Source organism: Natronomonas amylolytica (assembly GCF_037031205.1).
In the GTDB taxonomy this organism is placed as follows: domain Archaea; phylum Halobacteriota; class Halobacteria; order Halobacteriales; family Haloarculaceae; genus Natronomonas; species Natronomonas amylolytica.
Genome location: NZ_JAYEZM010000009.1, coordinates 61311 through 81081 on the forward strand (window position 1 = coordinate 61311; position 19771 = coordinate 81081).

The 19771-nt window shown below is 57.6% G+C and carries 21 protein-coding genes; 6 read left to right on the plus strand and 15 right to left on the minus strand.

From position 1 onward, the window contains the following. The first annotated feature begins 111 nt into the window (after positions 1–111). Positions 112–1404 carry a transposase gene (locus tag U5914_RS13370; RefSeq protein ID WP_336136267.1) on the plus strand — a complete coding sequence of 431 codons (1293 nt, stop codon included), beginning with the start codon at positions 112–114 and terminating at the stop codon, positions 1402–1404. A 5-nt stretch (positions 1405–1409) separates the two neighbouring features. Here U5914_RS13370 and U5914_RS13375 read toward each other — a convergent pair whose 3' ends face one another. The 6 genes from U5914_RS13375 to U5914_RS13400 all read right to left on the minus strand — a co-directional run bounded on the left by U5914_RS13375 (position 1410) and on the right by U5914_RS13400 (position 5564). After that, complete coding sequence (locus U5914_RS13375; RefSeq protein ID WP_418766765.1) at positions 1410–3143, minus strand: DUF8186 domain-containing protein; 1734 nt, start codon at positions 3141–3143, stop codon at positions 1410–1412. A 27-nt stretch (positions 3144–3170) separates the two neighbouring features. Continuing rightward, the gene (locus tag U5914_RS13380) at positions 3171–3590 is read right to left on the minus strand and encodes a DUF7985 family protein (protein ID WP_008364408.1); all 420 of its coding nucleotides are present in this window, start codon (positions 3588–3590) and stop codon (positions 3171–3173) included. A gap of 6 nt (positions 3591–3596) precedes the next feature. Then, the gene (locus U5914_RS13385; protein WP_336136269.1) at positions 3597–3875 is read right to left on the minus strand and encodes a hypothetical protein; all 279 of its coding nucleotides are present in this window, start codon (positions 3873–3875) and stop codon (positions 3597–3599) included. 208 nt (positions 3876–4083) lie between these two features. After that, complete coding sequence (gene xseB, locus U5914_RS13390) at positions 4084–4266, minus strand: exodeoxyribonuclease VII small subunit (protein WP_059058852.1); 183 nt, start codon at positions 4264–4266, stop codon at positions 4084–4086. Between the two features lie 2 nt (positions 4267–4268). Continuing rightward, on the minus strand, positions 4269–5321 hold the full coding sequence (gene xseA, locus U5914_RS13395; RefSeq protein WP_336136270.1) for an exodeoxyribonuclease VII large subunit: 1053 nt from the start codon (positions 5319–5321) through the stop codon (positions 4269–4271). Between the two features lie 75 nt (positions 5322–5396). After that, positions 5397–5564: a DNA-binding protein gene (locus U5914_RS13400; protein WP_004048632.1), complete on the minus strand. Its 168-nt coding sequence runs from the start codon at positions 5562–5564 to the stop codon at positions 5397–5399. A 136-nt stretch (positions 5565–5700) separates the two neighbouring features. Here U5914_RS13400 and U5914_RS13405 point away from each other — a divergent pair, with 136 nt between their 5' ends. From U5914_RS13405 to U5914_RS13415, 3 genes are all read left to right on the plus strand, one after another. Continuing rightward, positions 5701–6000: a helix-turn-helix transcriptional regulator gene (locus tag U5914_RS13405; protein WP_336136334.1), complete on the plus strand. Its 300-nt coding sequence runs from the start codon at positions 5701–5703 to the stop codon at positions 5998–6000. A gap of 222 nt (positions 6001–6222) precedes the next feature. Further along, the gene (locus tag U5914_RS13410) at positions 6223–7086 is read left to right on the plus strand and encodes a hypothetical protein (RefSeq protein ID WP_336136271.1); all 864 of its coding nucleotides are present in this window, start codon (positions 6223–6225) and stop codon (positions 7084–7086) included. Between the two features lie 68 nt (positions 7087–7154). Next, on the plus strand, positions 7155–8378 hold the full coding sequence (locus U5914_RS13415) for a competence protein CoiA (protein ID WP_336136272.1): 1224 nt from the start codon (positions 7155–7157) through the stop codon (positions 8376–8378). Between the two features lie 43 nt (positions 8379–8421). Here the strand turns inward: U5914_RS13415 and U5914_RS13420 are convergent, their stop codons facing one another. From U5914_RS13420 to U5914_RS13435, 4 genes are all read right to left on the minus strand, one after another. Further along, positions 8422–9660, minus strand: coding sequence for a phage integrase SAM-like domain-containing protein (locus tag U5914_RS13420; protein WP_336136273.1), 1239 nt, complete (start codon positions 9658–9660; stop codon positions 8422–8424). 439 nt (positions 9661–10099) lie between these two features. Next, on the minus strand, positions 10100–11776 hold the full coding sequence (locus U5914_RS13425) for a transposase (RefSeq protein WP_336136274.1): 1677 nt from the start codon (positions 11774–11776) through the stop codon (positions 10100–10102). Positions 11777–11823: 47 nt separating this feature from the next. After that, on the minus strand, positions 11824–12660 hold the full coding sequence (locus tag U5914_RS13430) for an oxidoreductase (protein WP_197570667.1): 837 nt from the start codon (positions 12658–12660) through the stop codon (positions 11824–11826). Positions 12661–12715: 55 nt separating this feature from the next. Next, a complete protein-coding gene (locus U5914_RS13435; protein ID WP_082687312.1) occupies positions 12716–13375 on the minus strand; it encodes a helix-turn-helix domain-containing protein in 660 nt (219 codons plus the stop codon). Between the two features lie 224 nt (positions 13376–13599). Between U5914_RS13435 and U5914_RS13440 the strand changes: the two genes are divergently transcribed. Further along, on the plus strand, positions 13600–14655 hold the full coding sequence (locus U5914_RS13440) for a transposase (protein ID WP_336136275.1): 1056 nt from the start codon (positions 13600–13602) through the stop codon (positions 14653–14655). A gap of 43 nt (positions 14656–14698) precedes the next feature. Here the strand turns inward: U5914_RS13440 and U5914_RS13445 are convergent, their stop codons facing one another. The 5 genes from U5914_RS13445 to U5914_RS13465 all read right to left on the minus strand — a co-directional run bounded on the left by U5914_RS13445 (position 14699) and on the right by U5914_RS13465 (position 19006). Continuing rightward, on the minus strand, positions 14699–15205 hold the full coding sequence (locus U5914_RS13445) for a PIN domain-containing protein (RefSeq protein ID WP_059059071.1): 507 nt from the start codon (positions 15203–15205) through the stop codon (positions 14699–14701). After that, positions 15202–15570 carry a UPF0175 family protein gene (locus U5914_RS13450; protein WP_336136276.1) on the minus strand — a complete coding sequence of 123 codons (369 nt, stop codon included), beginning with the start codon at positions 15568–15570 and terminating at the stop codon, positions 15202–15204. The genes U5914_RS13445 and U5914_RS13450 overlap by 4 nt, the downstream gene beginning before the upstream one ends. A gap of 286 nt (positions 15571–15856) precedes the next feature. Beyond that, positions 15857–17533 carry a transposase gene (locus U5914_RS13455; protein WP_059059067.1) on the minus strand — a complete coding sequence of 559 codons (1677 nt, stop codon included), beginning with the start codon at positions 17531–17533 and terminating at the stop codon, positions 15857–15859. 114 nt (positions 17534–17647) lie between these two features. Then, positions 17648–18625 (minus strand): aldo/keto reductase, encoded by a 978-nt coding sequence (locus U5914_RS13460; RefSeq protein ID WP_059059065.1) that lies wholly within the window; start codon positions 18623–18625, stop codon positions 17648–17650. Continuing rightward, entirely contained in the window at positions 18626–19006 is a 381-nt protein-coding gene (locus tag U5914_RS13465; RefSeq protein ID WP_059059063.1) for a cupin domain-containing protein, read from the minus strand. A 131-nt stretch (positions 19007–19137) separates the two neighbouring features. Here U5914_RS13465 and U5914_RS13470 point away from each other — a divergent pair, with 131 nt between their 5' ends. Next, positions 19138–19770 carry an IS6 family transposase gene (locus U5914_RS13470; RefSeq protein ID WP_336136277.1) on the plus strand — a complete coding sequence of 211 codons (633 nt, stop codon included), beginning with the start codon at positions 19138–19140 and terminating at the stop codon, positions 19768–19770. The last annotated feature ends 1 nt before the right edge of the window (position 19771 follow it).

Sequence of the window (19771 nt, forward strand, 5' to 3'; positions counted from 1 at the left end):
TCGCTCAGTTGCTCGTACTCCTCCTCGCTGACCTCGATATTCAGGTTCGGCATCTACTCTGGAACTTAGTAATTCATTATCCTTAACTATCATCCCTTCGTTAACATTAGTGTGGGTACCACGGTCACGAAAACGCTTCAGGCAACGCTCGTACCTCCAACGACACACAAAGAGCGACGCCTTCAGCGAACCGTGGCCACGTATCGCCGTGCCCTTTCGGACGCGTTCAATAGTGGTGCGGAGACGCGCTCGGCAGTCAACAACATCGTCACGGACTACAACCTCACGTCCTACGCTAAGGACGCGCTCAAGTCCTACGTCCCGCAACTCTACAATACGTACAACGCCAAGGAATTGACTGACGATCACCCAGTCCGGTTCACGAACCGGGGTTGGGAATTGGATCACTCGCCCGATCGGACCCACGAGTTCTGCTGGAGCGTTCCACAAGCTGGGCGCGGGACCTCGTTTTGGATACCGCTTCGCATCAATCCCGATCAGCGGGAGTTGTGGGATCGCCTCTACGATGGTGACGTGTCTGTAGGCCAGTTCCGATTGCGCCAAACCCGAACGTCGTGGACATTGAACGTCACCGTCGAATACAGTGTACCGGAGCAAGAACCGCCTGAAGAGCCTACACCGATCGGCTTCGATGTGGGTGAGTCGGCGTTGCTCGTCGGCTGTGCCGTCGAGCGCGGTGCTCCACAAGACCCACTGTTCATTGACGGTGGACACGCGCGACATCTTCGGAAAGAGATGTTCACGACGCTCCGTCGTCTTCGAGAGCGAAACGCCGCCGATTGGCGGATTGACGAGCGTTCCAACTACCACCAGAACGCACTCACGGATATTGTCGAGAAGGCGAGCCGAGAGGCCGTCGAGTACGCCGGGCAGTTTGAGAAGCCAGTAATTGTCCTCGAAGATCTGTCGTATATCCGTGAGTCGCTGGACTGCGGAAAGTGGATGAACCGTCGTCTTCACACATGGGCGTTCGCCCGATTGCAGGACCGTATCGAGGACAAAGCCCTCGATGCTGGCATCCCTGTCGAGTACGTCAATCCGGCATACACGTCGCAGACGTGCCATGCGTGCTCCCACATCGGATCGCGCTCGGGTCAGGCGGAGTTTCGTTGTACCAACGACAGCTGTTGGGTGACGACGTATCAGGCAGATCTGAACGCGGCGGTTAACATCGCCAACCGTCTCGACCCGTGGGGAGAGAGCCTGCCGTTGAAACCGGCGGGCGGTGACTCGCCACGGGACGGGAGTGCCTGTGACAGCACCACGGGACACCGAGAGACGAGTCGGAGACCCCGACAGATGACTCTCTCGGCGTACAGTTCCGAAACCTCCTCGCTCCGCGAGACTTCCTTTGTAGGGGACTCTACCGTTCATGGTGGATGAGGATGTCACGGGTTTTGTCCGAAGATATCTTCTGGGCCGAGCATCCGCAGGAGACGCTTGCCAGCGTAGAACATCACGAAGAACGGCAGGAGCTGCCAGCCAACCTCGAACACCAGCGCAAACCAGCCGTCGATCGTCCCGAGTGGGTGCCAGCGGGCCGTCGCGGTATCACTCACGTATGCCGGGTCGTGACCGAGCCACGAGCCAGGGTGGTACCGAGCCGTGTAGATGCCCGGTTCGTCGATGGTCACGATCGCCACCCCTGAGGCGTTGGTTTCGACCCGCTGATCCGCGACCGTGATGTACCCGTTTCGGGTGGTGCCGCCGATTGGATATTGACGGCTATCGTCGAGCGCAATCGGCGCACCGGTTTGATTGTCCCGGAGTTCGACCCTGAGCGTCGCTTGCGACTGATTCTGCTGGATGACCTGGACAGTGAGATTGCTGCGACGGAGTTGTCGCTCGGAGCCGGCGTCCGGCTCGACGATTGACGCATTCACGCCCCGGACGATGCCCGCAACGTGCAGCGCCTCTCGATCGACGTTCTCGGCTCGAACGGCGACACCGTACGTCGTGGTGTACGACTGGTTGACGATGTCGATATTGATGTTCTCACCGATGGTGCCGACTGGCGACGGGCGGTCAGTCCCCCAGGTCTCGATGAGTTCCGGTCCGTCTCGAACCGGCTCGGCACGCGGCCCGATCCGCGAGGGATAGGCGTGGACGTACACCGGAATCGCGTCTGACTGAACGGTCGCACTAGCAGTCCGATTCGACCGAACGAGCGTGTCCCAGTTGGTGTTCCGAGCGGTGTAGAACCGCCAGATGCCACGGACCCGTGCCTCACCGTCCTCCGTGAGCGTGTACCCCTGCCACGGCCGCGACTGGAAGATGGCCACGCCGGCATCGCCGTTCGGATACTCGGCGTAGTAGGGGTACGCCGAGAGGTCGTAAATCTCGACGGCGATCGAATCGGAGACGTTGCGTGATTCCGTCCGATAGGTAACGTCGACGTCCGTTCGGTCACCCAGGTCGGTTCTGACGGTTTTCTTCAGCCGGACGCTAATCTCCGCTTCCAGCGTGAGATTTGCACTCCAGTCGTCCTCGATCTGGTAGTCGAGGGCAGGCGTATGGGCCCCGTCACGCTCGGCGATGGTCTCGCCGTCCGTCTTCACCCGGACTGCTTCGATCTCGTGCTCCGTGAGCGACCACGAGATAGTCGTGTTGCCGGAGGAGCTCCCGTTGGGTACGCGAACGCGGTAATCAACGAACCCGCGCATCGTCCCATTCGGCGCGATGTAGAGTGGGGTTTCACCGGACTCGAGGTGGCCACGAGTAGAGGGCTGGACCGCGAAGATCGTTGCGTGAGCATCTTCGATGAAGACGCCGTCCTCGAGGTCCGCGTGCGGCGGATGCACGGACGTATCTGGGCCGGCGGCGTCGAGGTCCTCGAAGTCGTTCCGCGTCCACGTCGCCGCGGTCGCGGGCGGCCGTTTGAACGTAACGTCCGTCCCGTTGGCGACCTGATGGACGGCGGAGCGGTCCTCGCCGTAGCGCTGGCGGTACTCCTCCTGGCTGATGTAGCTGTCCGCATCACGTGACCACAGCGTTGCCGACTCGTTTTCCGTGAGCCCGTTCCCCTCCGTACCTGGTCGTGGCGGGTCAGCGGCGACGATACCCGTGACTAGGCTCGTCGCGAGCAAGCCGGCCATGAGCACGGAGAGCTCTCGATGGTTCATAGGGCTCGCACCGGGACTGCGGGGTGGTTACCAGGGGACGAGGTCGACGCACTGCGCCAGCGGGAGGCCCATCATCGACCCGGCGACGGTGTACAGCGGGCCGAGGACGACGAGGACAACCGCGGATTTCATCGCCGACCGTTTGTGGCGCTTGAGGCCCTTCTTCTGCTCGGGATTGAGGGTGAACATCTCGATGAGGGAGTCCGCCTGCCAGACGATGGCGAGGCCGACGATCCCCAGCGCGGTGGTCAGCTGGAAGAACCCCTCAATCATACTCGGGAGGTTGTCTGCGCTACAGACCGCGTTACTCTGGGCGGCGACCGGCTGGACAGCGAACAGGCTCAGGAGGACGACGGTGAGCGCTGCCTGTCGAGGTATCTTCCCGGTCAGCGGTGACTGGTTTTCGACGCTACGCTCAGGGTCGGAGGGAGTCTGGTCCTGTGACATAGCGGGTTAATCTTCGGTGGCGTCTCCAGCAGTGGGCTGGTTCTGCTGCTCTTCGACGAGCGACTGGAGGTCGTCGAAGCGGTTGGTGTCCTCTGCGATTTCTTCGAGTGTGTAGCCCTGCTCGCGGGCCCGTTCGAGGAGATCGCGGAGTTCATCGGGGTCAACACCGCGGACTTCCATTTCCTCGCGGAGGGCGCGGCGATAGAGGGCGGAGGCGTTGATGTGGTCGTTCCACATCAAGTACAGGTCATCGATGTCCTCGATGGTGACTGACCTCGTAATCATACATGCGGGTATGGGTATGCACCGGCTGAGTCCCGGTACATATTGGCGCGGTAGCTGGATGATACCTAAATGCTTTCTGGCCAGCAATAACTGCAAATTTGTTGAGTAAATTATAACCAAACTACTTGTTGCCCTCGTAGAAAAGACTTAACCAACACCTGGCGAGTGCTGTGGGGAGTCTGTTGGTTAAGACTGAGAATCAGCTCGCTTACTCGAGCTCCACAACTTCGCCGCTCCCCTCGTCGAGGATCTCTCGCACTTCGGCCAGGAGTTCTTCACCTTCCTCGTGGAGTGCAGTACCTTCATCGAGGTCGCATTCGTCCGCGTCGAGCTGCTCAATGATCTCCTCGACGCGACTCACCCGATCGTGGATTTCGGCGTCTTTTGCCACGGTTAGATCACCCCCAGCCAAAGCCCGGTGATGACCAGTAACAGCAACAGCAGCACAGCGATGGCGACTTTGTAGTAAATCGGTTGGAGGCCCCCGGATGCGGTCGCCTCATCGACTGCTTCGGCGAGTTCCTGTTCGTGTTCGTGCTCCTGCTGGAAGGTCTCGTACGCGGCGTCGAGCTGTTGCTCCAGCGGCTCGATCTCACTCGCAAGGAACTCTTGACGGGAGTTCACGATATACTCGCCGGCGGCGGTCGGCGTGATCGTCGCGACGTCCGCCACCTGATCCGCGATGAGTCGGTCATCGGTGTGTCCAATCGCGGTGACCACCGGGGTATTGGCGGTGAAGATTGCCTCCGCAACCCGCTCGGTGTTGAAGGCTTGGAGGTTCGAATCGCTCCCACCGCCCCGGCCGACGATGATGGCGTCGACGTCCTCCGAGCGGTCGAGATGATGAATGCCGTTCGCGATGGACGTCGGCGCGTTCGACCCCTGGACGGTTGCGTCCTTCACCAGGATGTCGACGGTGGGGTCCTGTCCGTGGATCGCGTTCTGGATGTCGTGCCGGGCGTCTCCTCGAAGGGACGTGACGACGCCGACCCGCTCCGGGAACGCCGGGGGTTGCTGTTTCTGCTCGTCGTCGAACCAGCCACGCTCTTCGAGTTCGCTTCGCAGTCGCTCGACGGCAGCCGCTTGGTCGCCGTCGCCGACGACGATCACCTCCCACGGTTTGAGGTCGATTTTCCCACCTTCGACCCAGTAGTCGATATCGCCCTCGAGGATGACTTCGGTCCCGTCCTCGAGGTCGGCGTCCATCTCCCGGTAACGGTTCGCCCAGATCATACAGGGGAGTTCGGCATCGCCGTCGGTCAGCGTGAAGTAGAGCGCCGTACTGTTCTTGTGGAGGTCAGTGACCTCCCCGATACAGCGGACTCCGTTGAGGGCAGGCGTGTCCTGGACGACCGACGCGATCCGGTCGTTCAGTTGTGACACGCTAAGGACCTCTCTCGCATTGGGTTCGACCGCCTGCCGTTCGGTATCCGGTGCGTCCGCCATCTCCGTTTCCTAACTTCTGAACAGGAACCTCAAAAAGCTACGTTCGAGTGGTGGGGTTGGCTCCGTTACGCAGGCCTACAGATCGCGGGGCTGGACCGTCTTCCGGTCGTTGGCCTCGGCACGCTCTGCGGCGTCGTCGAGCAGTTCGGCGACCTCTTCGTTGAGAGCGTCGTAGAAATCTGCCGAGACGTTGTGGTCCGAGAGTGCATCCTTCACGGCTGCTTTGACGATTAGGTCAGACATTCCATCGCGGATTTCTCTTGTCCACCATATAAAGGTTCGAAGTTCTCACGCAAGGTTCTCGCCTCGTCGTATCGAATAATGGCCTTTGAGCACCAGAGATAACATATGCCACCCCTCAAAAATAGGGAACGGACGGATGCACGATCTAACTGGGTTCCAGCGGGACATCTTGTACGTGATCGCCGGGCTCGAGGAACCACACGGGCTCGCAGTAAAGGACGAACTCGACGACTACTACGAACAGGAGATCAACCACGGCCGGCTCTACCCGAATCTCGACGACCTCGTCGAGAAAGGGCTCCTCAAGAAAGGCGAACTCGACAAGCGAACCAATCTGTACTCGCTAACGCAGCGAGGCTCCCGCGAAATTGAGGCACGTCGAGAGTGGGAAGACGAATATATCGAGTCTACAGAAGAAGTCGCTCCGTCGACCTAGATGCCATTTATCGCACGGTCTTCTACAGACGAGGAGGGAGGAACAGTTCTTCCTGAAGAGGTAGAGGACGGTACTGACGTCGTGTGTCCAGCCTGTGGCGGAACGATGCGACCACGGGGCCCATTTGATGATGGCCGCGCCCGCCATTTCTATCACGTTACTGCGGGCTCAGGGGATTCGACGGCCAATTGCTCCGGAGGAGAGTCGGATCCGCATCGAAAGATGAAATCCCTCGCAGTATCGGCGTTGCGGCAGCGATTTGACCAATATGTCCGTTGCGGACCCGAGGTCACCGTCGACGTCCCCAATACGCCAACGCTTACTGATTCTCGCCGGGCAGATGCCCTCGTCGAATTTCCCGCTGATGACGAAAACGACTACCTTGGGCGTGGATTGATCGTTGAGGTACAATACGCGAACGAAGACAAAGACCTCGACGCGGTCACGCACGACTATCTCTCGGCCGGATATAGCGTCTACTGGGCCAGCCCTGACGATTTTACGAACGACCGATTCCGTATTGAGGAGATGGTCGTCGCATTCGACAAACGGGCTGACACCGCCTTCGCAGCTTCGTGGGCAGACCCTCCAGAGGTAGATCCGCCTGAAGAGTATCTAGAGCGGTTTGTGAACGGTGATTCCCTAACTTTCTCCGACCCGAATCCGGACTGTGACCATACCTGGAAATACGGAGGAAGTGACCTCCACGACCGGGATTTCTGTAAACACTGTCGGCTTGAGCGCTGGAAAGAGAGAGCTGTTGATGCCTATATCTACGATGAGTCGACCATCAAGACGAGCTCCGATCTTGCTGACAGAGCTGCTCAAGCAGCGTTTGAACAGCGAGTAAAGGAGAAGAAGAAAGAAGACCATCAACACGTCTGGGAGCCGCGAGGAGAGAACCGCTATCGGTGCCGGTGTGGGGCCCGTCTCAAAGAGCACAACGGAGAGGAGGTCATCTCAAATGATCCGTTCGAGGACTTCTCTGAGATGACGACCACGGACTCCCAGTACTGCGATCACATTTGGGAACGTGAGGACGGCTGCATGAAGTGTATCTCCTGCGGACTTGAGGACCCGCTCTAACCTGTTCCGTCTTGTACTGGCCTACAGCTGGGAGAGATTATTTGCTTACCGAGATGTTCTTTGCCGGTATGCCCTTCCGCGGTCGTCGTGACGGTCGCCCGGTCGTTCCCGCTATTGTCGACGATGGAGAAGAAGTCACCTGTCCAGTATGCGGCGGGACGATGTACCCGCGATCGGCGCCGGGCAAGTCTCGACACTTCTACCACGTATCAGACGACGCCGGCCAGCGCTGCTCGAATGGCGGCGAGTCAGAGACCCATGAACGCGCAGTCGCCCGTGTTGAGGTCGCTCTGCATCAGCAATTCGGAGAAACCGCCCGCATCGAGACGGAGGTGGACGTCGACGTGGCCGAGGTGCCGACACCTGTGACCGAACGCCGGGCCGACGCACTCGCGACCTTTGACGATTGGAACCCTTATTTCGGGGAAGGCCTCGCCGTTGAGGTACAGCACAGTCACGAGGACAAGGACGTCCATCAGGTGACGCATGACTACTTGGCCGCTGGGTACTCGGTCGTCTGGATACGCGCGGCAACAGTCCTTCTCGATACGTTCAACTACGATACGATCGGTGCCGAATTTGAGCAAGACGACGGTTCCGGATACGCCCAACGAACGAGCAAAGCCAGCCGATTTACGAACTGCCAAGCGCTCCTCTACAACGGCGAACATGCGTGGGAGCGCGTGCCGCCCTATGCCCATCCCCGCGGACAGGATGACCTGATTACGTACGATATCTGTACTGCCCAGGGTTGCGAGCTACGCCGGCTTCACGAACCCGACGGCAGTTACACCTACACCGCGAGCGACGAGCACGGCCCCGACTTTCCCCTGAAAGCGCTCAAGAACGCGATTGTCCGTGAGTACGACCGAGACCCGTTCTGGAAGTGGGCAGGAAGCCAGTACCATTCTGCACAGGTGGAGAAGCTGCTTGCGACACGACCTGAGATAGAGCGCTGTCGGGGGCCGAAGGGGTTTCACGAATGGGGGCGGCGAGAAACGCTCTGGACGAACCATTCCGACCAGCCGTTAATCGAACTCCGCGAGTGCATGTACTGTCCCGTTCGGTTAGTGACGAACCATCGAGGGCGGTCAGGACACAGTACATTCTGTCTCTACGGTCGAGAGCCTGATCTCGACTGGGACGACGTGTATTTCCAAGCCAGCCCTCCCGAGTGCGATCACTATCTCTACGACGAGGATGCGATCGAAGATTACTGCCCCAAGTGCGGTGCGACGATGGAGACTCCCGAGACTACTCTCCGCGACCACACAAGTTGGATTCCTCCATAAACGGGAAATCAGTCACTTATTCAAGTTCGTCTCGTCTCCTCGTTTACGTACGGTTCAGAGAGTCGACTTCGTTGAGAGCTTCCGTGGCCACATCACCGAGTTCGCCGGCCTCGATGTGAGAGTACCGCTCTCGTACCATTTCTTCAGAATTATCGAGATACCGGGCCGCTACCGTGTACCCGAACGCGCGGACAAGCACCTCACCCATCCCTCGGCGACCACCGTGCGGAGCAAGATAATCGTGTTTCGGATGGGCGATGTCGATTTCGGCGGCCTCCGAGAGCCGTTGGAGAATCGACCGTGCGCCGTCCGTCGTAATTGACGGCGGCCGAATATCCTCATCGAGCGCCAGCAAGAGGTCGCGAACGTATTCTTCACGGTGCTCAGTAATTGCCTCCGGGCGTTCCCCTCGTTCGGCTAGCTCATCCTGGATGAGTTCTGCGAGCGTCCGTTGGTCGAACGTCGGAAACACCGGCCAGCGTTCCGTCGGCGGGTCCATCAGCTGACGGTAGCTCCGCAGCGGCGAAATCACCGGGTCGGGAAGACTCGCGGCGTCCCACTGCTGTTTCTTCCGGTAGACGTCCATACTCCCGTCGTCGAGCGAGAGGTCCTCCCAGCGGACGCCGCGCCGGCGCGGGTCATTCGGGTCCCGGAGCAGTTCCCCGACGCGGACAGCTGTGTACGCGAGAACGAACACCAGCGCCCGGTCACGAGCCGCCTTCAGCGCTGCGTAGCGCGCTCGCTGCTTATCGATGGGGCCAGTATCCTCCGGGAGTGTCGTGTACGCCTCGACGGCGTCGCGGGCCCGTTCGTCGACGTGGCGGGTGAGGGCGTGGCGCTGTTCGGACGTCCAGGCCTGCTGGTCGCCGGGCTTACGGCCGTCGTCCTCCGGCAGCGGCGCCATCGCACCGGCCCGCTGCGCGTAATGCGCCTCGAGATATCCCTCGTTAACGCACCAGCCACACCACGCAGAGATATAGCGGTAATAGGTTTGTACCGTGTTCTGCTTGAGTCCCCGATCCCCACCGAGATGCCGGGCGTACTCCCGGAACACGCGTTCGTCGAGATCGTCGAAGGTCGGCTCGCGGTCGATGTCGTCGGCGACAATCCCGGTCCAGTCGTCGGCGCCGCGGTCGCCGGCGGCCCACTCGGCGAACCGCTCGAGCTCACGCGCAGCGTTTCGTCGATAGTTCCCGCCGTCGCCACCGCGGCCTTTCCCCTTGTCCTGGAGGTAACGCTCAAAGCTATCGTCGAGCGGCGTCGAAAGTGCTCGGTCAGACATCCACCGGCCCTCCACCGTCCTGCGAGTCCGGTCTCGGTGCCTCTACCCTGGGGGAAGCGCCGTCGTGAGGCGGTTGCAGCATTCGTGCTTCACCGACGGCGGCGGGGTACTTGAAAGTGGTCGTGATTATTCGTGTAATCACGTCCAGACGTGTATTTGCCTGAAGTACCGAATTCCGGCAGTAGCAGTGTTAATAGCCAAGAAACCGGACTTATAAATTATATATCGCTATACCAAATCTGAGCCGCCCAAGTTGAGACTACACCGGGTTTAGCGGGCCTGTGATGCGTTGTTTCGGCAGAATCGACAAGCGGAATCTGCTTCAGATCGCTTTCTGAACGGCCGTTCTTGTTTCTCAGGCAACTAATCCAGGAGATTCCCGAGACTCCGGATAGTGTAGCCACTCAGACGACGCGCTACCACGGAGAGAGTACCCTCACTATCCGATTCCCGTTTCCTTCTTCACCAGCGTCAGCGTGTTGTCGGCTGTCACAATTGGCGAGTGGTCGTATTCATCAGTCAATTCGACCTGTACAAGCAGGTCCACCGCTCGCCAGATCGAGTACAGGAGACACGCGAACGCGAAGTAGAAGAACCGGAGTCCGAAATGCTTCGACGTTGTGGCGGCCATGAACCGCTTGATCGATTTGTAGCCGCTTTCGATTTCCCACCGGTAGCCGTACTCAGTGAGAAGGCCACTGCCTCGGTTCGTCATGAACACCGAGTACTGTCTGTGATCGTCGTGTTCGGAATTCTCTTTCCGGCGGTAGATCAACGTCGTCAAGTGCCACTCGTTGTTGCCGAGATGTAGCTTCCGGTCGGTCTCATACCTGTCCTTCCCCCGTTTGAGTAGTCGCTTAGCCTGGGCTTTCTCGCTGGTCTGCATCCGCTTGGGGACTACGTAAGAGAGGCTGCGCTGACTCAGCATCTCCAGGATGTGCTGGCTATCGAACTCCCGATCCATCAGCACATTATCGACGTGAACAACTGCCTCAGCCGAGTCCAAGAGGTCCTCGACGATTTCCTTGCGCGTGTCCCCTTTCCGAACTGGGCGCGCATCTAATACGATTGGAACAGCGTTCCCGACCAGCTGGATGGTGGCCCACTGGTAGGCGTATTGGTCGGTCTTCTCTTTGGTTCCGATGATTTCGTCTTCGTGCCCGGCTCGATCTCCGGTGAAGGGGTCAGATTCAGTAATGTCGATGGCAACGATGCCGGCCCGGAAGAACTCCTCAGTCTCTGCTACCTTGTCCAGCAGTCGGCCAACGGCTTGCCGGTACATCTCTCGAATCTGTTCGATTGAGAGGCCGCGTACATGCTCGCGATGAGCATGACCGAGCGGCGTCCGGTCTCGAGAGGATTCATGGATGAAGCTCCGAGCGCCCTCGTTGACGGCGAGATTCTCACGGAGGCCCAGATAGGTCTGGAGGCCCCAGTAGGCGTTTTCGTGGATCTCACACCCCTCACCACGGTCCAGTGAGAACGCGGGGAGGGCGACGCGACTCACCTGCTCAGTGACTGTCTCTGCTTGCTCTAATACTGTCTGGTTATCGGGGTCTGATTCCTCATTCTCGTCACCGCGACTGCGGCTCTGTCGTTCTGGCTCTCGTGGAACAGCGACACCCGCGTTCTGCGCTTTGGTGAGGGTTGTTCGAGCCGCGGTCTTGACGGTGTCTTGGAGATCAGTAGTGAAGCGATGGTGCCAGCTGCGCCACAGTGTCGACTGGTTCGGCACCGACTCCAAGCCTATCTGTTCGCAGAAATCAGGGTGTTGGGTGAGGTACTCGATGAGGGCAGTTTCGTGGTCCCAGCCGTAGCATTCTTTCAGCAGGAACAGCCGAAACAGTATCTCCATCTCATAGGTCGTCGGACCTGCGTATCGGTCGTGGGCATCGAACCGGATGTATGCGAGTGGCAATGAGTGAACGAACGGTTCGACTGCCTTGTGTTCGTCCTGTTTGAACCATGTTTCTGCAACGACACGAATATCCGATTCCAGTGCATAGAGAGACGTGCGATCGTACAGCGGAGTAGAATCATATACCAGCCAATTAACGTATGACTGTGATGCAATCTCTCTAAATACCCTACGTCGGGACTTACAAGACAATGCCATTCTACAAAGCTGAAGGAATATTCACAGGATTTTATACCAGATATCGTTCAGAACTGGTAGTCGATAATCCGATCGTAGAGGCGATCTCCACCAAACCTACGGAGGGGGATCATTAGCTTTGCGTCAATACCCACCGTATAGCGATTCTTCGGGCTATTTGAACGGACTGCATCTGTGATAGTGTTAGCGACAGCTTCCGGCTCACTACTGAAGTCCACGTCTTGAGTTGCCTCAATATATGACTCGGCCAACTCGGCGTATGGCCCATCCGCACTATATTCTCGTAGGTTTTCAACCGCAATCTCCCCCCATTCTGTATCAATAGCGCCGGGTTCAATTATGACTACGTCGATACCATGTGGATCAAGTTCGTAGCGTAAGCAGTCGCTGAAGCCTTCTACCGCATGTTTCGAGGCATGGTACCACGCACCTAGTGGTGCCCAAACCTTCCCGCCACTACTACTGATATTAATGATTTTGCCGTATCCTCGCTCGCGCATACCGGGGATGACAAGCTGGGTGAGGCGAGCCTGGCCGAATAGATTGACTTCAAGTTGATATCGTGCGTCTTCGAGAGGGGTCTCTTCAACACTCCCATAGAGCCCAAACCCAGCATTATTGACGATAATGTCGATTCGGCCAAACTCGTCCTGAACAGTTTCAACAAGAGAGACGATATCCCCGTCATCAGTGATATCCGTGGGTGCGACGAGTGCATCACCACCGTTTGATTTGATGCGATCTGCGACAGTCTCTAATCGCTCTTCACGGCGGGCTGCAAGAACGACTGAGGCACCCTCTTCAGCTAACTCCACTGCTGTTGCTTCGCCGATCCCCGAAGATGCGCCAGTAATAATCGCAACTTGGTCAGTCAGTGATGGCATCACTTCCTAATAGAGACGTAAAGAGAGAGAATTTTATGCTTATATACAAGGGTACTTAAGATATGGTTGGTCCGAGAGTCTGACTGATGAGTTGATTTTCTGCCCGCCTCAGAAGATCAGATGCGGATGCAGCAGATATTCCGAGTTCCTCAGCGAGTTCCTGTGTCGTCATCTGCCGTGGGGAGTCGTAGTACCCGTGAGCGAAGGCAAGGGACATCGCTCGGTACTGTTTATCGGTGAGCCCGAATGTATCACGCTCTCCTGGGTTCTCGGGATCGACGGCGATCCTCAACAACTCAAATGGGATACCAAGAACATCGCACCGGTCTCGAAGTGTCTGTAGTGCTTCATAGTCTGAGAACACTTTCTCTTTTCGAAATCCGTCGCTGGTAATGGTCCCATCCATCATTACACCCTCGTGTTTTTCAAATTCATATGACGCATCAAGACCAGAGTTGAAGATAGCAATTACTTTGTAGAACCAATCGTCTGCTGCCTCCCCGATCTGAACAACATCAGTTATCTCAGGTTGCGTGCGTAATTCTTGCTCGAAGACCGTGCGAGACTGGGAGTCAACACTGACGATGAACAGTAGTTCGTCATCTGATCGTAAACTCAGCTTCGAGACCGAAATTCTACCACTGGGGATTTCATTTGCGACTCCAACCAGCGGAAATGAATGCCCTCCGAGAAGGATTTCTGCGACGATAGCCATATCGCCGGTTATACATGAGAATATAAAAGCATTCACGTAGATTTTGGTCTCTTAGAGCGCCCGGAAATCTGTTTGAGAGCACCTCACACAACGTTATGGTGAATTCTTTGGGAGGAAAAATATTCGGGATCGCTACTAGGATAGGCGATGGGGATTTCATTACACTTAGAGAGGGCGTCACAGAAAGGTTGACACACCAGTGAGCGGGGAGTGGCAAATGGTACATGAGCGCCACAACCCCGCAGAATCATCCTTCGTTCGAAGAGCTATTCAAAGACCTGGATACGGTGCCGTTGGCGTTGTTCGAGCATCTTGATCTCTCGTTCTTAGAGGAGTTCCCCGTGTTCGCCCCCGACCCGTGGGGGCGAACACGGGAACACGAAGCACCAGAACTGTTCAAGGGAGTGCTCTACTGCTTCAGCCGAGACATCTACGGCGTCAAAGCAGTCACCAGAGAACTCCACGATGAGCTGATCTGGCGACAGTGTGGGTTCGACAGTGCTCCGTCCTACCAGTCGATTCATCGGTTCTTCACGGACTTCGCCTTGGTCGCCGAGGACGCATTCAACAAGCTCGTCGAGCAGGTCGCCGACCGCGACCTGCTCGACAACACCTTCCGAATCGATTCGACAGATGTGCGGGCACATCCCGACGATGACGACGCTACGTGGAACTACGACCCAACGGCTGAATCAGACGACACAGAGAACAAAGATGACGAAGACGAAGACGAGGAGGATGAGGAAGATGAGGATAGCTACTATTTCGGCTACGGTTGCCTGATCGTCTCGACAGGGCCGAAACTGCCGATAGCAGCGGCCTTTACACAGCAAAAGCAGGTCGATGAGGAGACGGCGAAGCGCGTCACCCATGACGCGCTCGCCGTCGAAACGCCGATCTGGATGCTCGGTGATGGGGGCTTTGATATGCTTGGGTGGCACGACGACCTCGTTGACGAGGCCGTCGTGCCGGTAGCTCCGTACAATCCGAGAAACACCGACGATCCACTCGACATCAAGTACAGGATCGAAGACCGTATCGAGGAACACAGCGAGGACGTTCACCTGAAGCAATCAGTGTTAGAAGAGACGTATAATCGCCGGACACAGGTCGAACGAACGATTGGCGCAAGCAAAGAGTGCGGCCTCGGGACGCCGCGCGTCCGAGGCCGCGTCCACGTGAAGTCACACGTGTTTCTGGCACTCTGCTTGCGCCTGGCAATTGCTATCGCCAATTACGAACGAGGTGCCAATCCCGGAAAGACTTCAGTCGAGGTGTGACAATGATTCTGTGACGCCCTCTACACTTAGATATAAGCGTAGCTCACCAGTATTCCGAAATCGACCGGTATGGAACGTAGTACCCGATCTCATCGATCCACGTCGACAGCCACTCATCAGCGGTCGATTCGTTTATCTTTCCAGCATCGATAGCAGCAAAGAGCACACCGACCGAGCCGACAACGGTCACGCCCTGTTCTTTGGCAAACGACCGTGCATCCCCGTCGTCGGTCAGCAGTCGGCCGTCCTGTGCGTCTGCAAAGGCGAACGCCTGTGCCTCACCTGGATCAAGATGTCCACTGACGACCGCCTCTCTGTTTGCGACAGTTTTCGAGATCGTCGCGATTGGAATTTCCTCCTCAAGTGTATCGAGTGCCGACTGAAGATATGGGTGATCGTCGACACCATCTTCGAGTTCCTCGCGAACGACCGGTACCGTACAGATCCCGGAGAGCCCTGCAACCACGCACAGCTGGTCGATATACGCAAAATTCGAAAGGACAGTCGTGTCAAGTACGCTCGGGTTCGCTGGAATATCGTCACCTGTCATTTCGCATGTGACTCCTCGTCGTCCGGGTCGTCATCATCGAATTCGAGTTCGCTCGCTGCCTCGACCTCGTAGGCTGCGTCGTCTTCGTCAACGAGTCCGAGGCGGAGCTCAACGCCGTGCTCACGGAGGATATCCCGCATCGTCCAGCGGTCGACATCAGCAAGTCTCGCAGCATCACCGAGTGTGATCCGCTCGCGTTCGTAGAGGGCGACCGCAGCCGCAATGCGCTCATTTTCGTGGTCTTCGAAGTACTCGCGCACGAACTCTCGCAGCGCATCGCTCTTACCGCCAAACACACCTGCCTCGACTGCTCCCTCGATGAGGAGGTCCAAGTCGTCTGGATAGGAGCCGGTGATTCGTGCCATTGCTCTACCCGGAACTACGCCTTCATACTATTTATGAACTCCGCTGTGATGACCGTATGCATTGAGACCGCCGGTCGCAACTTCTGTGAGCCGATGGAAGTTGAGACTACAGTGGGTTTAGCGGGGCTGTAATGTGTGGTTTCGGGCGAATTTTCGAGACGAAGCTGCTTCGGATCTACTCTCGATAGTCTTCTCGTGTCGTACTACCAACTAGACCAGTGAATTTTCAAGATCCCCGACAGTGTTGCCACTCAGGAATCCGTATTGCCGCGGACAGAGTATCTCTCTATCCGATTCCGGTTTCCTTCTTCAGCAGCGTGAGCGTATTGTCGGCCGTCACAATGGGTGAGTGTTTGTACTCACCCGTCAACTCGACTTGGACGAGCAAATCGACCGCTCGCCAAATCGAGTACAAAAGACACGCGAATGCGAAGTAGAAGAATCGGAGCCCGAAATTCTTCGACGTCGTCGCCGCCATGAACCGCTTTATCGACCTGTATCCGCTCTCGGTCTCCCACCGAAACCCGTACTCTGTGAGGTGACCGCTCCCGCAATTCGTCATGAACACCGAGTACTGCCGGTGGTCGTCGTGCTCGGAGTCTTCTTTCCGACGGTAGATCAGCGTCGTCTCGTGCCATTCGTTCTTGCCGAGGTGAAGCTTCCGATCGGTCTCGTAGCGGTCTTGATCACATCGAAGCAATCGCTTGACCTGGGCTTTCTCGCTGGTCTGCATCCGCTTGGGAACGACGTAGGAGAGCCCGCGCTGGCTGATCATCTCCAAGACGTGCTGGCTATCGAACTCCCGGTCCATCAGGACGTTATCGACATGGACGAGGTCCTCAGCCGAATCGAGCAAGTCCTCAACGATTTCCAGTCGTGTCTCCCCCTTTCGGACAGGGCGCGCGTCCAGCACGATCGGGACGGCATTCCCGACCAACTGCACCGTCGCCCACTGATAGGCATACTCGTTGGTGTTCTCCTTTGTCCCGATGATCTCGTCCTCGTAGCCCGTTCTATCGCCTGTGAAGGGGGCAGCTTCGGTAATGTCGATCGCGACGATCCCCGCTCGACAGAATTGCTCTGTTTCGCCAGCTTCGTTCAGGAGCTGAGTGATGGCCTGCCGGTACATCTCTCGAACCTCTTCAATCGAGAGGTCGCGGATGTGCTCCCGATGGGCGTGTCCCAGCGGTGTCCGATCCCGAGTCGATTCATAGACGAAACTGCGAGCTCCTTCGTTGGCAGCTAGCCGATCGCGAAGTCCGAGAAACGTCTGCAACCCCCAGTAGGCGTTCTCGTGGATCTCACAGCCCTCGCCACGGTTCAGCGAGAATGCCGGGAAGACGACGCGGCTGACGTGATCACTGATCTTCGCTGCGTCTTCCAAAACAGTCTGGTCGTCCGGATCGGTTTCAACAGCCTCGCCGTCATGGTACTGGAGCTTCTGTTTCGGGTCGCGGGGAACCGCAACACCGGCATTCTGTGCGTTAATGAGGATCGTCTGCGCCGTTCTCTTGACTGTTTCACGGAGGTCGGCACTGAAGCGCTTGTTCCAGCTGCGCCACAGCGTCGACTGGTCGGGGACTGTCTGGAAGTCCAATCGCTGACGGAGGTCAGGATGATTCTCGAGGTGCGTGACGAGAGCGGTTTCGTGCGCCCAGCCCTGAAGGGCTTTGATCAGGAACGCCCGGAACAACTGCTCCATCTCATACCGTGTATGGCCAGTGTAGCAGTCATGAGCGTCGAACTCGACATAAGCAAGCGGCCAGTGGCAGACGAATTCCTCAATGGACTCGTGAGCATCGTGGTCGAACCACACGCTTGTGAGGGTTCGAACATCTTCGGCGAGCGCGCCTGTCGAACTACAGTCGTACAGTGGGGTATCCGTATAGGCGGGCCAGTCGTAGAAGGAGGTCTGAGCGATACGCCGGAAGACAGCGCGACGCGAGGAGGGTGTGCTTACCATCTGAGCAGCGATATTCGATCTGTAATGAGCGCTTGTTTTGGGAACCCATTCGGAAAACTGCTGTAGAACGGACAAATCGTCTTGATGTCGTTCGATCCCAATTTGTGGTGGCCGTTACTCGTGCGTGGTAACTTCGACCGGTTCGTAAGGGTCTTCGAGGTACTCGATATCCGAGTCCGACAGGTCGATATCGAGCGCCTCGACCGCTTGTTCGAGGTGCTCAACGCTTGTCGTTCCGACGATCGGTGCATCCACCCAGTCCTTGTGGAAGTGCCACGCCAGGGCGATCTGCGCCATCGTCACGCCTTTCTCCTCGGCGAGTTCTTCCACTCGCTCGTTGATCTCGATGCCACCACCTTCTCGGTAGGGATGGTCGTAGAGCGGGTCGTGGGTCTCGCCGCGTGTGGTCGCGTCCATCTCCTCGTGAGGACGCGTGAAGTAACCGTGGGCGAGCGGCGACCACGGGATAACCCCGATGCCCTCCTTCTCGCAGAGGGGCAACATCTCGCGCTCTTCCTCCCGATAGGCCAGCGCGTAGTGGTTCTGCATCGCCTGAAACCGCTCGAGCGCGAGACGGTCACTGGTGTGCAGCGCTTCCTGGAACTGGTGAGTCCACATAGACGAGGCACCAATGTATCGGACCTGATTGCGGCGGACCGCGTCGTCAAGGGCTCGTAGCGTCTCCTCGATCGGCGTGTCGTAGTCCCACCGATGGATTTGATATAGATCGACGGTATCCATCCCTAACCTGTCAAGTGAGTGTTGGAGTTCTTGCTCGATGGTCTTCCGAGACAGTCCCGCCGCGTTCCGGTGGTCCGTCGCGCCCGGGAACCGCACTTTGGTCGCGACGACCTGCTCGTCCCGGTCGTAGTCCGAAAGGACGTTCCCCAAGATCTGTTCGCTCGTGCCGCTGGAGTAGACGTTGGCGGTGTCGAAGAAGTTGATACCGAGGTCGATCGCTCGCTCGATGATCTCGCGGCCCCCTTCTTCTCCGAGGATCCAATCCTCTTGCGCGTTCGATCCGAAGCTCATGCAACCGAGACAGATCTTCGAGACCTCCATCCCGGTGGATCCAAGGGTCGTGTACTCCATTTAGGGCACCTCCTGAATCTCTAATTCGCCCTCGTCGGGTTCGGCGAGGAAATAGACGTGGCTGAACTCGCTGTCGGCATCCTCGCTCGTCCCGTGCCAGTGTTCCTCCCCGGGTTCGAAGATAACCAGATCGCCTTCCGACACTTCACATTCTTCCTCGCGGTTGCCGACCATCCCGATACCTCCAGTAACGTACAGAATCTGCACGCCGGCGTGGGCGTGAAACTTGGTGCGCTCGCCCGGGCGGAAGGTCACTTCCGCGGCGCTGACGGTCGTCCCGTCGAAGGCACTCTCGAGGCCGTCCGTAATCAGCGGCGAGCCGACCTGCACTGGGTGGTCCGATTCTTCCCTGTCCGCGGACGGAACGTTGGAAACGTCCATGGTTCAGATCTAATTGAGGACAGTCAGTTGCTTGAGTCCGATGCTATCTTGAAAGTTCATTTAAATATTTTCACTGTGTTCCGAAGGCCGTGTTAAGTTAGGAGTGAGGCGGTCGTTGGTTCGGATGATCTATGGCCGAATTCGACCGCCTCAGCGGAGGTATCGAGTGGATCGACTTGGAGTTTGTGGAGCGAGAGCGGACACCCGAGCAGATCATTGAAGTCGGTATTCAGCTCCATCTTGCAGGTCTCTCACTTTCGAATACCAAACAGTATCTTGAGAGGTTGGGTGTCGAACGGAGTCGTACCGCGATTCACAATTGGATTCAGAAGGCAGATCTACAGCCGGCTGGCGACGGGGCTCCGAATCAGATCGCGGTCGACGAGACAGTGATTCGGATCAATGGCGAACGACACTGGCTGTACGCTGCCGTCGATCCCGAAACTAACGAATTCCTCCACGTCAGATTGTTTCAGACGAGAACCACGCAACTTACCGTGCTGTTCCTTCGTGAACTCCACGAGAAACAGCAGGTCGAGCAAGCGACCGTTCTCGTCGATGGAGCGCACTATCTCAAAGCTGCGTTGGAGCGGCTCGGGCTCCGATTTCAGATAATTCGCCACGGAAATCGGAACAGCGTCGAACGTGTCTTTCGTGAGGTAAAACGCCGAACGTCTTCGTTTTCAAATACGTTCAGCAACGTGGAGCCACCGACCGCAGAATCGTGGCTCCAAGCCTTCGCCGTCTGGTGGAACCGATGCTAAA